General features: G+C 63.8%; 11 protein-coding genes. 9 read left to right on the top strand and 2 right to left on the bottom strand.

Features of this window, described 5'->3' with window-relative positions:
- Nucleotides 1–28 precede the first annotated feature (28 nt).
- Nucleotides 29–625, top strand: coding sequence for a PEP-CTERM sorting domain-containing protein (locus ACEN9F_RS02540; protein WP_413417506.1), 597 nt, complete (start codon nt 29–31; stop codon nt 623–625).
- Nucleotides 626–705: 80 nt separating this feature from the next.
- Nucleotides 706–1,548 (top strand): glutathione-dependent disulfide-bond oxidoreductase, encoded by an 843-nt coding sequence (yghU, locus tag ACEN9F_RS02535; RefSeq protein WP_413417504.1) that lies wholly within the window; start codon nt 706–708, stop codon nt 1,546–1,548.
- 22 nt (nt 1,549–1,570) lie between these two features.
- Here the strand turns inward: yghU and ACEN9F_RS02530 are convergent, their stop codons facing one another.
- Nucleotides 1,571–2,251, bottom strand: a complete 681-nt coding sequence (locus ACEN9F_RS02530) for a DUF6901 family protein (RefSeq protein ID WP_413417502.1) — start codon at nt 2,249–2,251, stop codon at nt 1,571–1,573.
- Between the two features lie 88 nt (nt 2,252–2,339).
- Complete coding sequence (locus ACEN9F_RS02525) at nt 2,340–3,116, bottom strand: SDR family NAD(P)-dependent oxidoreductase (RefSeq protein WP_413417501.1); 777 nt, start codon at nt 3,114–3,116, stop codon at nt 2,340–2,342.
- A gap of 102 nt (nt 3,117–3,218) precedes the next feature.
- Here ACEN9F_RS02525 and gcvA point away from each other — a divergent pair, with 102 nt between their 5' ends.
- The 7 genes from gcvA (at nt 3,219) to ACEN9F_RS02490 (ending at nt 18,841) form a co-directional block, all read left to right on the top strand.
- On the top strand, nt 3,219–4,133 hold the full coding sequence (gene gcvA / locus ACEN9F_RS02520) for a transcriptional regulator GcvA (RefSeq protein ID WP_413417499.1): 915 nt from the start codon (nt 3,219–3,221) through the stop codon (nt 4,131–4,133).
- Between the two features lie 78 nt (nt 4,134–4,211).
- The gene (locus ACEN9F_RS02515; protein WP_413417497.1) at nt 4,212–5,615 is read left to right on the top strand and encodes a hypothetical protein; all 1,404 of its coding nucleotides are present in this window, start codon (nt 4,212–4,214) and stop codon (nt 5,613–5,615) included.
- A 2-nt stretch (nt 5,616–5,617) separates the two neighbouring features.
- Nucleotides 5,618–6,727 carry a hypothetical protein gene (locus ACEN9F_RS02510; protein WP_413417495.1) on the top strand — a complete coding sequence of 370 codons (1,110 nt, stop codon included), beginning with the start codon at nt 5,618–5,620 and terminating at the stop codon, nt 6,725–6,727.
- 117 nt (nt 6,728–6,844) lie between these two features.
- Nucleotides 6,845–8,908: a tetratricopeptide repeat protein gene (locus ACEN9F_RS02505; protein WP_413417493.1), complete on the top strand. Its 2,064-nt coding sequence runs from the start codon at nt 6,845–6,847 to the stop codon at nt 8,906–8,908.
- A gap of 20 nt (nt 8,909–8,928) precedes the next feature.
- The gene (locus ACEN9F_RS02500; RefSeq protein ID WP_413417491.1) at nt 8,929–10,830 is read left to right on the top strand and encodes a hypothetical protein; all 1,902 of its coding nucleotides are present in this window, start codon (nt 8,929–8,931) and stop codon (nt 10,828–10,830) included.
- A 13-nt stretch (nt 10,831–10,843) separates the two neighbouring features.
- Complete coding sequence (locus tag ACEN9F_RS02495; protein ID WP_413417489.1) at nt 10,844–11,473, top strand: hypothetical protein; 630 nt, start codon at nt 10,844–10,846, stop codon at nt 11,471–11,473.
- Nucleotides 11,474–11,671: 198 nt separating this feature from the next.
- Nucleotides 11,672–18,841 carry a filamentous hemagglutinin N-terminal domain-containing protein gene (locus ACEN9F_RS02490; RefSeq protein WP_413417487.1) on the top strand — a complete coding sequence of 2,390 codons (7,170 nt, stop codon included), beginning with the start codon at nt 11,672–11,674 and terminating at the stop codon, nt 18,839–18,841.
- The last annotated feature ends 6 nt before the right edge of the window (nt 18,842–18,847 follow it).

Genomic DNA, 18,847 nt, shown 5'->3' with positions numbered 1-18,847 from the left:
ATATGGTAAAAATAAAAAAGGGATGTCCATGTCTACTCGCAAGCTCTTCGCCGCCGCCCTGCTGGCCGCCAGCGTCTCCTCGCACGCCGCCGTCACCGTGTTCTCGGATAATTTCGACGCCGATGCGACGCGCAACAACGCGACCGGGTTCGTCCACGGCTGGACCGTCACCAACGGCACGGTCGACGTTGACGGCCAGGGCTTCGTGCACAACGAATTGCCAGGCAACGGCCACTACATCGACCTGGATGGCAGCAGCCTGAAGGCGGGCGTGTTCAGCAACAGCATCAGCGTGAACGCCGGCCAGACCTACACCATGAATTTCGATATCGCCGGCAACCAACGCAACTGGGGCTCGGATACCGTCGATGTCAGCTTCGGCACCACATCCCAGACCTATGTGATCGGCCAATCGGATCGCCTGTCGACCAAGACGCTGACCTTTACGCCGAGCACTTCCGGTCTCTACAGCTTCAGCTTTCACAACCGTGGCGGCGACAACCGCGGCGCCTTCCTGGAGCAGGTGACCATCACCACGGTGCCGGAACCGGAGACGTATGCCATGTTGCTGGCCGGCTTGGCCGGACTCGGTTTTGTGGCCCGCCGTCGTTTGCAGGGCTCGTAAGCCGATATTCGTTGGTTCAGATAAAATGATTGATTCGCGTGCAACCACAGGTCGCACGGTCACCTAGTCAGGAGTAATGAATGACGGATCAATCAAACTACGTACCGCCGAAAGTTTGGGCTTCCCCGGCGTCTTCGGGCGGCACGTTTGCCAGCATTAACCGCCCGGTCGCCGGCGCCACCCATGAGCAGGCGCTGCCGGTCGGGAAACATCCGCTGCAGCTGTATTCGCTGGGCACTCCGAACGGGGTAAAGGTCACGATCATGCTGGAAGAGCTGCTGGCGCTCGGCCATGCCGGCGCCGAGTATGACGCCTGGCTGATCCGGATCAACGAAGGCGCCCAGTTCTCAAGCGGGTTCGTCGACATCAATCCGAATTCGAAGATCCCGGCCCTGGTCGATCACAGCGAAGCGCAGCCGCTGCGCGTGTTCGAATCCGGTTCGATCCTGGTGTATCTGGCGGACAAGTTCGACGCCTTCCTGCCGAAGGATAGGGCGCCGCGTACCGAGGCCTTGAACTGGCTGTTCTGGCAGATGGGCTCGGCGCCGTTTGTCGGCGGCGGCTTCGGGCATTTCTATGCCTACGCCCCGGAGAAGCTGCAATACCCGATCGACCGCTACGCGATGGAGACCAAGCGCCAGCTCGACGTGCTTGACCGCCAGCTCGCAGTACATCGCTATGTGGCAGGCGACGAGTACACGATTGCCGACATGGCGATCTGGCCCTGGTACGGCAATATGGTGTTGGGACATCTGTACGAAGCGGGCGAATTCCTGTCCGTGCACGAATATGTGCATGTCCGGCGTTGGGCCGACGAGATCGCCGCGCGTCCCGCCGTCGTCCGGGGACGCAAGGTCAACCGGGTGTTCGGCAAGCCGGAAGACCAGGTGCCGGAACGCCACGACGCATCCGATCTCGGTTGATGCAAGACCTTGTTCCCCGGCGCTAGGCCGGCGGAACACCCGCTGCCAGGAAGACTGCCTTGATGTCGTCCAGTTTATCGTCGATGGAGTAGGGCAGCGCCTTGGCCAGCAGGTCGAGGATGATGAGCGCGTTGAGGGCGCCGTCCTCGTCCACCGCCTGCCGCAGGCGCCTGGCCATCGCGGCGTTGACGCTTTGCAGCGCCAGATACCGCGCCTTCAGGCCATCCAGTTCCCAGTCCGGCACGCCACCTTGCCTGGCGAGAAAATACTGTCCCAGCAAGTAGGTGGAGGCCGCGCGGTAGATGGTTTCCTCCTCGGAGGCGAACGGCAAATGAAAATGCGCCATGGGACGCAGAAAGTCCGCGTGCGGGCATGCGCTGCTGGCGGCCAGCAATCCCATCAATGCCCCGACGCCGCGCTGCACGCTAGTGTCCTTGCTGACGCTGCGCTCCGCCGTCTCCACCCGCACCTCGACCTGCTCATACGAACGCAGCTTGCCCATGATGGCGACCAGCGGCACCAGACGCACCGCCATCGGGCAATGGGGTGCGCTGTCGGGCCGCAGCGGGCAATTCGGACATTGCTGGAACCCAAGCGCGGTCCAGGCCGGCAGGTCGGCTGGCGCCGTCCCGGTATCGGGCGTGACCGCGCAGCTCGCGCTATGACCGTCGGCGAAGCGAAAGTGATAGACCACGTTCTGCATGGACACTCCTTAAGTCGCGATCATGGCGCGGCCGAACGGTTCAATTGTTGAACATCATAGGCTACTTTATTTAGTGACGAGTGGAAATCTAAGCCAGGCGTCCGGCCATCACGCCGCCATCGACCGGTAACACGGTGCCGGTGATCCACGATGCGTTCGGCGAGGCCAGGAACAGGATCGCCTCGGCGATATCGGCCGGCTGGCCGTTGCGGCCCAGCGGATGGAAGGCGTTGAACCCGGGCAGGGCATCCCTGACCTGCTCGTCCGTCATGAAGGTGTTGTAGACCGGGGTCTCCACTACAGCCGGCGCGACGGTGTTGATGCGGATGTTCGCGGCCGCCAGTTCGATGGCCAGGTTGCGCGTCAGCGCATGCACGCCGGCGTTGGCGGCCGAGTAAGCGGACGACGGCGTCGCGCCGATGGCCTGCAGTGCCCACAGCGATCCGGTCTGCACGATGGCGCCGCCGCCGCGCAGCCGCATCGCTTTCGCGGCCGCCTGGGCCATGAAGAATTTACCCTTGAGGATGGTATCCAGGAACCAGTCGTACTCAGACTCGTTCACTTCGAGGAAGGCCTTTGGCCGGAACACGCCGGCGTTATTGACGAGGATGTCGACGCCGCCGAAAGCCGTGGTGGCCACCTCGACCAGCTTGGCGGCGGTAGCCGGCAGGGCGATATCGCCGGCGTACATGCGGACTTTGGTGCCGCCTGGATCGATTTCCGACGCCGCCAGCTTCAGCTTTGCTTCATCGCGGCCACCGATGACGACACTGGCGCCAGCCTTGACGAGACGAACAGCCACTTCCTTGCCGATACCGGAACCGCCCCCGGTGACGATGGCAACCTTGGAAGAAAAAGTATTCATGATAGTTCCTTATGTTTAGTTGAATATCCGTATTTTTCCCTCAATCAGCTTCCAGGACAAACCAGTTAAACTATGCAATCCTGAAAGAAAATCTTTATCATCATGAAAACTCCCATCTACCTGAATGCGCTGCGCGCGTTTGAAGCCAGCGCCCGGCATCAAAGCTTTTCCAGCGCGGCGGACGAACTGAATGTCACGCCCGCCGCGGTCGGCCAGCTGGTGCGCAGCCTGGAGGAATGGTTGGGTACGTCGCTGTTTCTCCGGATCGCCACCGGCAGGGCAAGGCTGGTAGCGACCGATGTTGCGCAGCGCGCGCTGCCGGATATCCGGGCCGGATTCGACCGGCTCAGCCTGGGCCTGGAACGCCTCAAGGAGGGCTCGACCAGCGGCCTGCTGACCGTGACCGTCAGCCCCGCGTTTGCGGCCAAATGGTTGCTGCCGCGCATCGAAGGCTTTCACGCAGCGTGGCCGGACACCGACGTGCGCCTGGACACCAACCTGAAGCCGGTCGATTTCACCGCGCAAGGCATCGATATCGGCGTGCGCTATGGCGCGGGCGCCTGGCCGGGACTGGTGGCGGAAAAGCTGATGGAGGAGGAGATCTATCCGGTCTGCTCGCCCGTACTGCTGCGCCGGCAGGGGCAGCCAGGCAAGCCCGGCGACCTGGCCCACGAAACTTTGATCCATGACTTGTCGATGGACAGTTACGCCGGTTTTCCGTCATGGAATGCGTGGCTCGACAGCGCCGGCGTCGCGGACGTCGCGACCACGCGCGGCATGCGGATTAACAATTCCGCTGCCGTGCTGCAAGCCGCAATTGACGGTAGCGGGATCGCGCTCGCCCGCAGCGTCATGGCGCGCGACGATCTTGCGGCCGGCCGGCTGGTGCGGCTGTTTCCGGAAATCGAATTCAGTTCGGCGCTGGCCTACTACGTGGTGTACCGGCCGGAGTGCGCCGCATTGCCAAGGCTGATCGCTTTCCGGAACTGGCTTCGCGATGAAGCGGCCGCCACGTAGTGTAACGGTAACGATACTTACCGTCCCCGGAGCGAGATGCTATAGCTAGAGTCGCGCATTCCATTTCGGGTGAATTGCATGAAAGTTCCAGCTCAAGCCAACACAGAACAAAGCCGGCAAGGCGATGCGGCGCAGCCGAGGCGACAGGGAGGCCAGACAGCACCGGCGGCGGCCCAGCTTCGCCTGCAAAAAATCGCCAACGACTCCCTGCATGTCAGACAGCTGCAAGCGTATCTGCAGATGGCGCGAACCAGCGCGCGGACAATGCAGTTGAACACCAATAGGCGGTCTGAAGCGGCAGCGTCTCAGGAATCGACGATACAGCGCAAGGTAGGGTTTGAATTCGAGACCCATTGGGATATAGAAAAGCCGATCGGCGTTGCCTGGAATACCGATTCCAAGCTGGCGCAGGGCAACGGTTGGCAGTTGTCGCCCGATGAACTGAAAGGGCGGAAAGCAAAAATTGAATTCAAGACCAAGCCTTTCGAGACCGACGGCGAGGATGCCGAGGCTTTGGCCAAGGACATCACCGACGGCTTCGCCGACCTGAAGAATTACGGCGACAAATTGGTGGCGCTCGATGCGAAGAAACCGCTGCCCGATGCGCAGGCAGGTTTTGCCGGTATCGAAGTGACGCCGGGTGGCGACAGTCTGGCGGCCAAGCCGCAAGTGACCGGCGGCGTCAGAACTGATTTGCTGTTCGATTTTCTGAACGATACAACGCTGGAAAAAAAGGACACAAAAAAAGCGGAATTGATGCCCGACGAAGGGCGAAAAAAGCCGATGCGCGACACGCTCGACTATGCCAAAACCAAGCTCGATGCCGATAGCAAGGCAAGCAAGGAGTATTGGAGCACCGTTTCCCTGCTAGCATTCTATATTCGCAGGGCATATCAAAAGCACGAGGCGGTGATGGAGGAAGTCAACGCCTTTGCAAAGGACTACCGCGAACGCATGAAGGTGGCGGAGCCCGATGAGCGGGAGAGAATGAGTGTCGCCTACGTCCAGGCCAAACTGGACAAAATGAAGGAACTGGCCCCCAGCTATGCCAAGGCGCTGGCATCGGTGCTGCCGCGCGTGCGGTTCGCGAAGTTACCCGGCATTTCGAGCGATACGCTGCTGACGGATGTCATGGCTGCCACCGGCATGGATGAATGGAAGAAGGGAGCGCAAGCCTGGCCAACCGGACTAAAAGTACAGGGAGCGGCTTGGCGCACAACCAATGAAACCATTGAACAATGGATCAAGGGCATACAGGATGAAGACGCTACCGAAGCTCTCGATGATACGCATGAGTTCTGGGGCGAGCGGGAAATAGAAGCGGGCGACGTAGGTCATGGCGATGAGAAGGGCGCCGGGATGCTGGTGGAATTGCGCGGCATCGAGGGCGGCCTCACCTACAACAATTACTTCAGTTTCGCCAAACCTTACATCGACTATTTCAGGGCATTGAATAATCGGGCGAAAGCGACCAAGGCATAAACTTGAGTAAGACAGCAGCCCCCATACAAGCCCATGCCCATGCTGCCACCGAGCAACAGGCAAGGCAGCCAGCCCAACTGGCAGGCAAGGAAGGCGAGGCGTTCGAGGATAGCCGTTCGGCCGCGATCACGCAGCGGCGCATGCGCGCGCTGGCCGGCAGCAGCCCCCAAGCCGTTCAGTTGCAGGCGATGCAGCGCATGGTCAACAAGCGTGTGGCCGCCCCCGGCGGCGGCGAATCCGCTCTGGCGCCGGTCGCGCAGCGAGACGTCGCCTGGAAGGAAGAAAACAACCATCCTGACGATGTCCTCGATGACTTCGCCGATGCGCTCAATACGGCGGTGCAGTCAGGCGCAACCGCCGCCCTGACTCCCGAAAACCTGACCGGCGTGGATGGCTATACGACTCTGTGGAAGACGACGGCCCCGCTGGTCATGGCGCATCGCGACAACGCGGTTGATCCGGATGACGTTGGCGCAGCTCAGATCGCAAGGCAATTCGCGCCGGCGCGCTACGGATACGCGGTCGAAGCCTACGCCAACGCGCAGACCGGCGCCTTGCAAGGCGGACTTCCAGCCGGCTACACTTTCACCATTCAGGCTGGACGGGGCATGACGCGGCCGGATTTCGTCATCCATGACAATCACGCGCAGGAAGTGGCCTGGTTTGATATCACCAGCGACGGCAGCTTGGGCCATATCGATAAAAAAGCCGGCGGATGGAAGAGCAAGACCTACGTGGCCGAGGTCACTTATCCGGCGTTGGATGTGGACGAACTGGCCACGAGCGCGAGCTCGATCGGTCAGCGGGTTGCCGCCCGCAATTCCGCCGCCCGCATCAGGGCGGAATGGGCCGCGCATATCCAGACATACCTGGGATTGTTCCAGATTTCCTATGGCCACTACAAAACCTTAAGCGGCCAAACGGATACCAAAGGACATAGAAAAGGCTGGGCAAAAGATGCATTGCAAGTTCGATTCTATAACCATTTAGTAAAGGATAAGCTTGCGAAAAGCCTGTTGCGGGCGCTGGGCGAGAATCCTCTGGATTACGGCCTCGACTCCGGCGGCAGCAAGGCCGAGGGCGACACTGTGCTGCGGGAGTATCTCGAATGACGGGACGGCAGCCTCACTGCGCAATACGTTCGATTCAAGCCCGTGTAACGGTAACGATACTTTTCAGGGATGGGGTAACAGGCTAAGGTAACGTCACCCATATTGACGGACCAGCACATGAAAGCCAGGCAATGGAAGACTGCGGAGCGGCGCCCGTCCGACCTCTATCGGCTGAAGGCCTGGCTCCTTGCACACCGCGCGCTCATCGCCGGTTTGCTGGTCATCGCGCTGTTGCTGCTCTATTTTTCGCGGGAGATACTGCGCCCCACCATCATCATTGAAGTGACGGCGGTGCCGAAGGTGATGAAAGACGCGGGCCTGGATGCCGATGTGCTCACCAAGCACCTGCTGAGCCGCATCGAAGATATCGAGAACGAAAACTACGAGTTGGGCACGACAGCCAATCCCAAGTCGTTTCGGGATGTGCAGGAACTGGAATTGCCGGCCTACGATATTCCTGGCCTGCATGTGTCGACGCGCGACTTGATCAAGTTGCTGCGGCACGCGCTCGGCAAGGAGCCGACCACCGTCGACATCAGCGTCAGCCAGACCAGCGAGCAAACCTTCCGCTTGCGGGGACGCATCCGTACTCCCGATGGACAATCCCATATCGTGATGCCGGACACCATAGTCGCCAAATATGAGGAGGTGACGGAAATCGCCGCATTCAGCGTACTGGGCCAGTTCGATCCGGTGCAGTTGGCGAATATGTTGTACCTCAAGGGGGACCGCCACCATGTCGATGTGCTGCAGTCCTGCATCGACCGGCTGGACCGGGAGAAGAAAGTCCTGTGCCTGGTCGCCTGGGGCGATATCGAGATCGACGGCCTGCACGATGCCAGGGCCCGTGCCCGCTACCAGCAGGCGCTGGCCTGGAAACCGGAAACGGTCGACGCGCTGGTGGGCCTGGGGTATATCGAACAGTTGCGCGGCAATGTGGACAGCGCCCGGGATTGGCTGGAGCGCGCCCGCAAAGCCGGGCTGGCCAGCGAAATGGTGCACTACTATCAGGCGCAGTCGCGCCTGTACGCCGGCGAGATCGGGGGCGCCGTGTGGGAGCTGCAGCAGGTGGTGCAAAGCGGCCCGCCCAATGCCGGATTGCTGATGGCGCTCGCCTACGCGCAACGCCAGAGTAAAAAGGAATCGGCATCGACCGATACCATGATCCAGGCGATGGACGCCGACCTGTCGCGCGCCGCCACGATGAGCGGCTGGGGTCGGATGCTGGTCGAATCCGGCCAGGTGGACGAGGGCATGCAAAAGATAGCCGCCGCGAAGGGATTGATGGGCGCGCCACAGTCCGGGGTCTACGTCGACATCAGCGACGCGCTGGCGATGACCCAGGATATGGATGGCGCCATCAAGGCGATGCGCACCGCGCTGAACGTCAATCCCACGTCATCCTACCTGCGCCTGGCGCTGGCTGCCCGCCTCGCCGCGGCTGCGGCGGAGAACTTGCCGGAAGCCGAACAGCATTTGCGGGACGCGATAGAGAACGATGCCGAGGATTGGCGCGCATACGGCGGGCTTGGCTATGTGCTGGCGCTACGCGGGGAATCGCGGGAGGCGGAGGCGAGCTGGCGGCGCGCGGTCAAGCTCAATCCAACCGGGTATGAGACCTACCAATACTGGGGCGATGCCTTGTTTTACGAGCATAAGTACGATGAGGCAACACAGAAATACCGGCAGGCGCTAGGGCTGGCGCCCAGCGTGAGCCAGCTGCACGAGAGCCTCGCAAGTGCGCTCAGCAAGCAAGGCGGCAGCCACCGGGCGGAAGCTGAAGAGGCAATGGCGAAGAGCGTCAAACTGGGCGCAAGAACGCCGGGCCAACTGATTGTATGGGCCGGCATATTGGAACGGCACGACAAATTCGCTTTGGCCGAAGAGAAGTTGCGCGAAGCGATCACCATGGCTCCCCGGCTGGCGGCGCCATCCTTGGCGCTGGGCGAATTCCTGCTCGCCCGTGAACGCAACGCCGAGGCCGTGCAGCACTACCGACAGGCGCTGGCGGCGATGCCCGACAACCCAGACCTGCGATTCGGGTGGATCAACGCGCTGCTCCTCGTCGGCGATTTCGCCCAGGCCGAGGCCGCGCTGGAGGAAGCCGGACACGCAGGGAACGAGCCGGCGCGCATGCGGTTGGTACGGGCCCAGCTCTTGAAACACCAGGCGGCGCTGTAAGGCGGCACCTCGGTCCAAAAATGCGTACCTACACCAACAAAGCGGAATCGCCGGAGCCAGCAGGAAAGACGACCACTTTCCAGCTGGCGGATGACCGTCGCCAGGCGAAGGACATCGCTGCGCTGCAGGCGATGGCCGACGGCAGCCGTCAAGTCAGGCAAACCAAATCGATGGGCAAGGCCATTTTGCAGCGGCATAAAAAACTGGGCGCGGACGAATACACGCTAGGCGCGGAAAGCGATTCTGAGCACTTCTTTACCACCCAGTCGCCGGAGCTATTCCTCAACCGGAAAAGCAACAAGTACAACATGTCGCACCGTATCGACCGCACGGACGAGCAACAGGACCTGCTGGTTTCCGACGACGGCAGCATGGCCATCAACAGCACGGCCGCACACGCCAAGGAATTCTATGCCGAGGACGCCGTCCTCAACGCCGCCAAGGAAAAGCTTGCGCAAGTGAAGAGCAGGGTGACGTTGAACAAGAGCGGCGAATTGAGCCTGACGGCGCAGGACAAGACGCTGTCGAAGATCGTTCCCGCGCCAGCGGATGCGGAGGAGGGCGCCGGCGATGCCGAGTTTGCGAGCCTGGTTTCCGACATCTGCATCGAGATGGCCACGGGCGTCATGGGCAGCAGCGACACCTACAAACACGAAGCGGTACTGAAACCGGCCGGCGATGCGCCGGAGACGGTGGTGAATATCAAGTCGGGGGAAAGGGCGGGGGACGACAGCATCGGACGGCTGGCGTCGGCGCTGGTCGATTCGCCCGCGGAGGTCGATCCCAAAGCCATCAGAAGCGGCATGCTGAGTGGAGAGGACGTCGATGTGCCCGGGAAACAATACGGCACCCAGGCCGGGGAAGGGCAGCTCGCCGACAAAGCCCGGCAACTCGGCATCAACCAGTATGCCAGCCCGGATGTCGGCGAGGCGTATGCCACATTCAGCCTGAAAGGCGACAACGGGAAGCAGGTCGACTATCTGCAGACCGGCAAGCGGCGGGAGATCCTGAACAGCGTCTGGGGCTATCACTTCGCCACCGTGGTGGCGAGAAGCCTGGATGGCAAGGATAGCGTGACGCTGGAAAACTATAATCGCAGCGGCGATATCGTGCTCCAGCTGCAGAATATCATCGCCAGGCTGGTGGGTGGAAATGAAGCCAAATTCAGGGATATCGCCGCGCAGATCAAGCCGGAGAAGAACGAGCCGATACAAACGGCCCAGCAAAAGCTGGTGAAGACGCTGGCCGTGGCGAGGAATGTATCCGCCGAAAAGGCCCAGGCGGAATACGACGGCATCATGAAGTCATATAACACCGCCCAAGCCTGGTTTTTCTCGATGCAAGGCTCGGGCAAGGGACAGAGCTTTCATGAGCAGCAGTCGAACAGCGACGCCGTTGTGAATCCCATGACATTGAGGGTGCGGCCGCAGGACGAGGCCAGGGAGGACCTACGGGCCAGCCTGCGGCGTCCCTTCGTTGACTTTCCGCGCCCGGCTGGGCTCATGCAATCGCAGCCCGCGTTCGGCGCGTTCTGGGATGAGAAATCCGCCATCATCACCGCCATGGACAAGGCCGAACGCGAGGACGATATCAGGGCGGCCGTGCAGACAGTGAACGACGGGCTGGCCGATTACGCGATCAATCAAACCATTGCGGCTATTTCGGCCTGCGCCACCCGCAGCGGCGTCAAGGACTTCGCCACGAAGGCCGGCGTCGTCACCCAGCAGAAAGCCGGGGCGGCGAAGTTCAACGCCGCCATCGGGCTGGGCGGACAGGCGTATTCGGACATCGAGGATGAGACCCAGAAGTTGTGGGTATCCGATGTCGAAAAGCGCATGGCCTACGCGATGAACCAGGCCATCGTCTACAGCGGGATAGAATATCTGCGCGTCGCGCTGACCTTCCACCGAAACTTATCTTAATGAGGAAACTACCATGGCTACCAAATTCAACGTCACCTGCAACGTGGAACCGAACGACTTGCAAGGCAAGGCGGTGCTGGTGTTTTTGAAACCGCAGAACCCGCAGCGCAACTACCAGATTCACGCCTGGCAGGTCCTGGACGGCGCGGCCGGCGCCACCGAATCGTTCGACTACGAGGCGCGGATCTCGACCGACGTGACCAGCGTCGACGCCAACGACAGCAAGGTCATCTCGGAGCGCCAGGTTATCCTGCCGGGCCAGCTACTGGCGGCCTCGAGCGCGGGCAGACTGGCGCCGCTGCTGCTGCCAGCCCCCGCCTCGCTGGCGCAGGCCAAGTTGACGCCGCAGCAGAGCGGCGTGATCAACAAGACCAACCCGTTCATCCAGTTCGACAGCAACTGGTACGTCAGCGGCAAGCCGGTCGTGACCATGCCTCGTGTCGATCTGAACATGACGGTGAGCTTCGAGTACCTGCCCAGCTTCTACTTCATGGTGGCATCGCCGCCGTTGGCCGGCCAGACCTACATCGTGCAGAACTTCTCGGACATGGAGCAATACGCAATGCCGATCACGGCCACCGAAGTGGACGTCACGCTGAGCCGCAATCACGGATTGTGGCACTTCGACTTTGCCGCCAAGTAATACACGCTATCGCACGACGCGCTATTCAATCTGTGCGATCCACATTTAAATTCCAAAAGGTAACATAAACAGCGTTACACTCTCTGTAGCAGACTCGTCTGCACGGCGGAGGCGCTTGTTCACAGCAAACGCACCGAGCACTTATCAAAAACATACGACGTGGCGCATGGACGCCGCGCAATGTGATCGGGGAAATACATGATGAACAGTCTCTCTTCCGGCCCCGCGGCCGGCGCGCTGCGACGCAAATGGCTGCCCTTGCTGGTAGCCGCCTGTTTCGGCACCGCCCAGGCCGCGCCGACCGCGCCGCAAGTGGTCGCCGGCCAGGCAACATTTGGCCAACAGGGCAATGTGTTCTCCATCACCAATACGCCCAATACCATCATCAACTGGCAGAGTTTTTCGGTCGGCGCCGGCGAGGTGACCCGCTTCATTCAGCAGAGCAGCTCAAGCGCCGTGCTAAACCGCATACTGGGACAGGATCCCAGCCAGATTTTCGGCGCGCTGCAGTCGAACGGCAAGGTGTTCCTGATTAATCCGAACGGCGTGATGTTCGGCGCCGGTTCGCGCGTCGATGTCGCCGGCCTGGTCGCCTCCAGCCTGAGCCTGTCGAACAGCGACTTCCTGGCCGGCAGGAATAACTTCACCGCTGGCGCCGGCGCGGGTGCGGTGAGCAACGCCGGTAGCATCACCACGCCGGCAGGCGGACAGGTTTTCCTGGTGGCGCCGAACGTGAGCAACAGCGGCATCATCACCTCGCCCCAGGGCGAGGTGATCCTGGCGGCCGGGCATGCCGTGCAACTCGTCGAGGCGGGCAACCCGTCCGTGCAGGTGGTGATCAGCGCGCCGGACAACGCGGCGTTGAACCTGGGCCAGGTGATCGCGCAGGGTGGCCGCATCGGCATCTACGGCGCCCTGATCAACCAGCGCGGACGCCTGAACGCGGACAGCGCGGTGGTCGGAGAGAACGGCAAGATCGTCCTCAAGGCCAGCCGCGACACGCTGTTGGAAGCGGGCAGCGTGACCAGCGCCACCGGCGCCGGGCAGGGCGGGGAAGTGTCCGTGCTGGGGCAGCGCATGGCGTTGACCGGCGATGCGCGCATCGACGCCAGCGGCCAGACCGGCGGCGGTACCGTGCTGGTCGGCGGCGATTACCAGGGCAAGAACGCGGCGGTGCCGAATGCCGAGCAGACCGTGGTCGGCGCCGACGCCAGCATCCATGCCGACGCGATCGCGCGCGGCGACGGCGGCAAGATCGTGGTCTGGGCCGACGGCGCGACCTCGATGGCGGGACGCCTGTCGGCGCGCGGCGGCGCTGAGGGCGGCGACGGCGGCATGGCCGAATCGTCCGGCAAGCAATACCTCGATTTTCGCGGCACGGTCGACCTGCGCGCGGCCCATGGCAAGGCGGGAACCCTGCTGCTGGACCCGAATAATATTTCCATCGCCAACGGCAGCGACACCTATATCACGCAGACCGGCGGTTCGCCTTTCGTGTACGAGGCCAACAATACGCCGGCCGTGCTGACGCCGGCGACGCTGGCAATCCAGCTCGGCCTGTCGGATGTCAACGTCTACACCGGCACCGGCTCCATCACGGTGCTGAACCCGGTCAGCTGGTCCAACGCCAGCGAGCTGACCTTGTCGGCCACCACCGGCATCGCGGTCAATGCGCAGGTGACCAATAGCGGGAGCGGCAAACTGTCGCTGTACACGACGGGCGGCAATGTCACCCAGACCGCGCGGATCCTGGTGCCGACGGTAGCGGCGATCGCCGATACCGGCAGCGTGACCCTGACCCATAACGGTAATACCGTCGGCACCCTGGCCGGCAGCGGCGCCAACGGCTTCTCCTTTAACAACGCCGAGGCGTTGACGATCGGCACGGTATCAGGCGGCGCGATCCCGACGCAGACCGGCGTCGCCTCCAGCGGCGGCGACGTCAATATCGTGTCCGGCGCCGCCACCATCACCGGTGGCCTGGCCATCGACGCGCCCCTGTCGGCGCCGAACGGCGTCCTCAATGTGCGTAATTACAAGGACAATATCACCCAGACCGCGCCGATCAACGCGTCGTCGGCGCTGATCATCTCCGACGAGGGCTCGATCACGCTCAATAACACGGCCAACAGCGTGAGCACCCTGGCCGGCTACAGCAATGGCTATGATGGCTTTAGTTATGTCAATGCCGGCGGCTTGACGGTCGGCACGGTCGGCGGCTCGCATGGCGTACTCAGTTTTGGCGCCGTGCCGTATGCCGGCGCCTCGGCCTTGAGCCTGACGGCGCTGACGGGCGACCTGACGGTGGCGAACACCACCTACGGCGCCGTCGCCGGCAACTCGGGCAGCGCCGCGCTGACGCTGACGGCAAGCAATGGCCAGGTGCTGGGCAGCGGCATCGTCAAGGGCGCCGCCGTCACCATCAATTCGGCCACCGGCATCAACCTGGCGGGAACGCAAAATGGAATCAGCTCGCTGACCGCCAACGTCACCGGCAGCGGCAATGTCACCGTGGTCAACGACCAGGCCTTGTCGGTCGCCTCCGTCATCACCGGCGCGGCCAACGCCGCGATCGACATTTCGACCACCGCGGGCTCCGCCTACGGCATCGAGGTGGCTGGCACGATCGGCACCGGCGCTTCCGGCACGGTCTCGCTGAACGCCGGCGGCAACGGCGCGATCACACGCACCGGCGCCTCCAGCGTCATCAGCGCGAACAGCATCATGCTGCAAAGCACCAGCACCGGCGCGATCGGCACCGCGCCCATGCCTTTGCTGACCAGCTCGGTCAGCAGCGGCACCGCCGATTTCCAGATCGGCGCCTCCGGCGCCGGCCCGCAGGGCTTATACCTGTGGCATACCGGCGTCATGAACCTGAACTCGGCCTCGCACTACGGCAGCAATGCCCCCATCAGCATCGGTTCGACCAACAACCTGACCATCTCCGGCAACCTCAACGCCGGCACGGCGGACTTGACGCTGGACACCTCCGGCACCCTCAGCAGCGACAACAACTCCGTCATCACTGGCGGCACCATCAACCTGCTGGCGACACAGAATATCTCGGTGGGCAGCGTGGTTTCCTCCGGCAGCATCACCATGCTGGCCCAGCAGGCGCTGACCGCGCGCGCCATCAGCACGGCCGCGCTCAACGCCGGCAACGTCACGCTGACCGCCAACGGCGGCGACATCATACTGGGCGCCGACGGCGCGCTCGACGCCCGTTCGAGCTCGGCCGGCGGCAACGGCGCCGTGTCGCTCACCAGCGCCGGCACGATCCAGATGCTGACCGGTAACGTCATCAAGGCAGGCGCGCTGGACATGAAGGCCGCCACCGGCATCTACGGCAGCAGCAACGCCAGCTCGCTCGCCATCATGAGCGACAGCGTGCAGGCGCAAAACACGTCGACCGGGACGATACGGTTGTCCAATAGCGGCACCAACCTGTCGGTGGGCGGCGCCAGCAGCTACGGCATCCAGCAGCAGGGCGCCGGCAACGTGTTCCTGGAGAACGCCAGCGGCTACACGACCAGCATCAACAAGTCCGTCACCACCGCCGGCGGCAGTATCGCGGTCTACGGCGCGGGCGGAATCGCGCTGGTGGCCTCGCAGCCGGTCGCCAGCAACGGCGGCGGCATCCAGCTGTTCTCGTTCGACGCCAACGCCCAGCTGACCATGCCGGCCGGCTCCAGCGTCGTCAGCGGCGGCGGCTTGATCAACCTGAAGGCCGACGCCATGTCCTTCACCGGCAGTTCCCTGCAAGCGGGCTCCGGCGGCGTCGCCATCGGACCGGGCAGCGGCGACACCCTGATCCATGCGGGCGCGGGCGCGGCCGATGTCAGCGGCGCGCCCGGCACGCGGGTGCTCGGCCTGACCGAGGCCGAACTGCGCACCATCGATACCACCGGCTACATTTACCTCGGCAATGGCTCCCAGACCGCCGACGTGACCATCTCGGGCGCGCTGGACCTGTACAACGGCGGCGCCCTGAACGGGATGCTCTCGCTCAACGGCGGCGGCGGCAACGTCATCATCAACGACGTGCTGACGACAGGGCAGGTGACGATCGCCAACGCCAATGCGTCGAAAACCATCACGATCGGCAATGGCGGACAGCTGCAGACCCACGGCACCACCGTATTTAACTCCCTGGGCGGCGTGGTCATGAACGGCAACGGCAGCATCGCCACCAATGGCAGCGTGCTGTATATGCAGGGCACGACCGGCGTGGCCCTGAATGGCACGTCGAGCATCTCGACGGCGGGCGGCGGGCTGACGATCGACGCCGGCAGCACGGATGGCTTGTTCAGCACCCAGGCCGGCACCTCGATTTCCAGCGGCGGCGCGACGCCGCTGATCACCGCCGACAACATGAACCTGGCGGGCAGCATCACCAGCACCAGCGGCGTCGCCCTGGCGCCGCACACCGCCGGAGTATTGGTCAAGGTCGGCGCGCTGGCGGCCGACAGCAGCGGCGTCCTGAGCCTGACCAGCGGTGAACTCAACGGCGTGCACGCACCGATCCTGCGCATCGGCTCTGCCACGGCCGGCGCGGTTACGATCGAATCGGCGCTGGGCAACGGCAGCGGCGGGGCGTTCGAGCATGTCGGCTCCACCCTGAGCCTGACGTCCGGCGGCGCCATCACCCAGAGCGCCGGCGCCACCATTGGCGGCGTCAGCAAGGTCGCGCTCACCGGCGCCAGCGTCACGCTGGACCAGGCCAACGACACCGGCCGCATCGCCGGTTCCACCAGCAACTCATTCGCCTACCGTTCTGCCAACCAGATTTCGGTCGAAACGGTCGACGGCACCAGCGGCATCACCGCCGGGGCTGGCCAGGCCATCAAGCTCAAGTCCGATGGCGCCGGCATCAGCCAGAACGGCGGCGCGCCAATATTCGTGTCCGCCGGTACGCTGGTGCTGGAGGCGGCGGGACCGGCCGAGCTGGACCTGGTCACCAACAATTTCAGCATGTTGGGCGCCGCGCTGAACCAGGGCGGCGCCGGCACCAAGGGGCCGTCGGAGATCTACACCGGCAGCAACCTGAGCGTCGGCAGCGTGACGGCGATGGATGGCGTGACCACCATCAATGGCCTGTCGACCAACAACCAGGACCTCGAACTGTCGACCGGCTTCAGCACCCATACGCTTGCCGTCAACCAGCCGATCAACGTCGGCACCGCCAGCCTGACGCTGGAGACGGACAACCTGGCGCTCAACGACACGGTCACCGGCAACACCGTGGTGCTGCAGCCGCACACCACCGGCCGGCCGATCACGGTGGGCTCTGCCACTTGCCAGGTCGGCGGCGTCGGCGGCTGCCTGGCGATCACCCGGCTCGACCGCGTGGTCGCGCCGAATATCGGCATCGGCCGCCGCTACGCCGATCCCGACGCTCCGGGAGAACTCTACGTGGCCGGCATCACCAGCGCCGGCACGGCCGTCGCCACCGACATCAACCCGATCACCACGCTGATCGGCCTCGGCAGCGGCGGCACCATCACCCAGGGCGGGCCGATCGTGGTCGATACCCTGGGCCTGTCGGCGGGCGGGATCGTCACGCTGGGCCATGCGGGCAACCTGGTGTCGACGCTGGCGGCCGAGACCGATGGCACGGCCATCTCGTTCAGCAATAGCGCCGGCTTCACGGTCGGCGTGCTGCCGGCCAATACCCTGATCGAAGCAGGCGGCGGCACGTTGGGCGGTGTGCGCACGCTGGGCGGCAATGTAGCGCTGGCGGCAGGCGGCGGCGCCACCAGCGAGCTGGCCATCTCCGAGCTGATCAACGCCGGCAGCGGCGACGTCGTGCTGACCTCAAGCGGCGCCGTGTATGGCGGCACCGGCATGAACGACATCACCGCCGGCACCCTCAGCGTCACGGCCGACGGCACCTCGACGCGCGGCGCCGGCATCGGCGCCATCGACGGCAGCGGTGGCTTGCATACCACCGTGCCGCGCATCGCTACGCTGACCGCGCCAGCGGCCGGCATCCGCGTCAGCAGCCTGTCGAACCTGGTCGTCGGCCAAGCCTCCGCGACGGCGGGCGACGTCGTGACCACCGCCGGCACGCTGGCGCTGAGCACGGCCAGTGGCCATCCGCTGACCATCAATGGCGACCTTGCCGCGACCGGCAATATCGACCTGACGGCCGGTTCGGCCGGTTCCAGCAATCCCGTGGACCAGATTAATTTCGCGCAGAACGTCACCTCCAGCGGTGGGAATATCACCATCAACGCGCACGGCGTCACCGGCGCGCATGTGCCGACCGGCGGCAACGTCACCTCGCACCTGTTCGTCGCCACGGCGCCGGGTTCGACACCGAGCCTGGCCGACTGCGTCGCCAATCCGGCGCTGAGCGGCTGCGCCGGCGTCCTGCCTAGCCTGGCTGTCTGCACGAGCGCGCCGACCACCGCCGGATGTTCGGTCGTCTTGCCTAGCCTGGCCCTCTGTACGGCAAATCCAGCCACCGCCGGTTGCAGTGCGGTCTTGCCGAGCGTGGCCGTGTGCGTCGCCGCGCCGACCACCGCCGGTTGCCAGGCCGTGTTGCCGACTTTAGCGGCATGTACCGCCACGCCAAGCTTGCCGGGCTGTTCGGCAGTGCTGCCTACTGTGGCGGCCTGCGCAGCGACACCGACCTTGCCGGGATGCTCGGCCGTGCTGCCGACCTTGGCCACCTGCACCGCGACGCCGACTCTGCCAGGTTGCCAGGCCGTACTGCCTTCGGTGGCGGCATGCGCGGCCACGCCGACGTTGGCGGGTTGTTCGGCCGTGTTGCCTAGCCTTGCCGTCTGCGTCTCGACGCCGACACTGGCAGGTTGCTCCGCCGTGCTGCCGCCGCTGAGCGCCTGCGTGACGGCGCCAAGCACGGCGGGTTGCTCGGCGGTCCTGCCTAGCCTGGCCGTCTGTGTCGCCACGCCAAGCGCCGCCGGTTGCGCCGCCGTGTTACCCTCGCTGGCATTGTGCAGCAGCGTGCCGACCACGGCGGGCTGCAGCGCCATCCTGCCGACGCTGGCGCAGTGCACCAGCACGCCTACGCTGGCCGGTTGCAGCGCCGTACTGCCGTCCGTGAATGTGTGCCTGAGCAACCCGACCGCAGCAGGCTGCGCGGTGGTCTTGCCGCCAGCCCAGTCGCAGCAGGGTGGGGTGGTCGCGCAAGCGCTCAATACCACCATCAATGTGATTAACGCGGCGACGACGACCGTCGGTGGCGGCACCAGGTCGTCGAACGGCGCTGGCGGCGGCCCAGCTGCTGCGTCCAGCACACCGGACGACAGCGACAGCAAGAAAAAGGACGACAAGGCAGAGGGCGTCGTCGCGCAAAAGACTGGAACCGAGAAAGATCTGCCGAAAAAAACCTATTGCAACTAACCCGAC

The organism is Duganella sp. CT11-25 (assembly GCF_047302815.1).
Classification (GTDB): Bacteria; Pseudomonadota; Gammaproteobacteria; order Burkholderiales; family Burkholderiaceae_D; genus Rugamonas.
The sequence above is the reverse complement of the archived record's forward strand: the minus strand, read 5'-3'. Positions and strand labels throughout refer to the sequence as shown.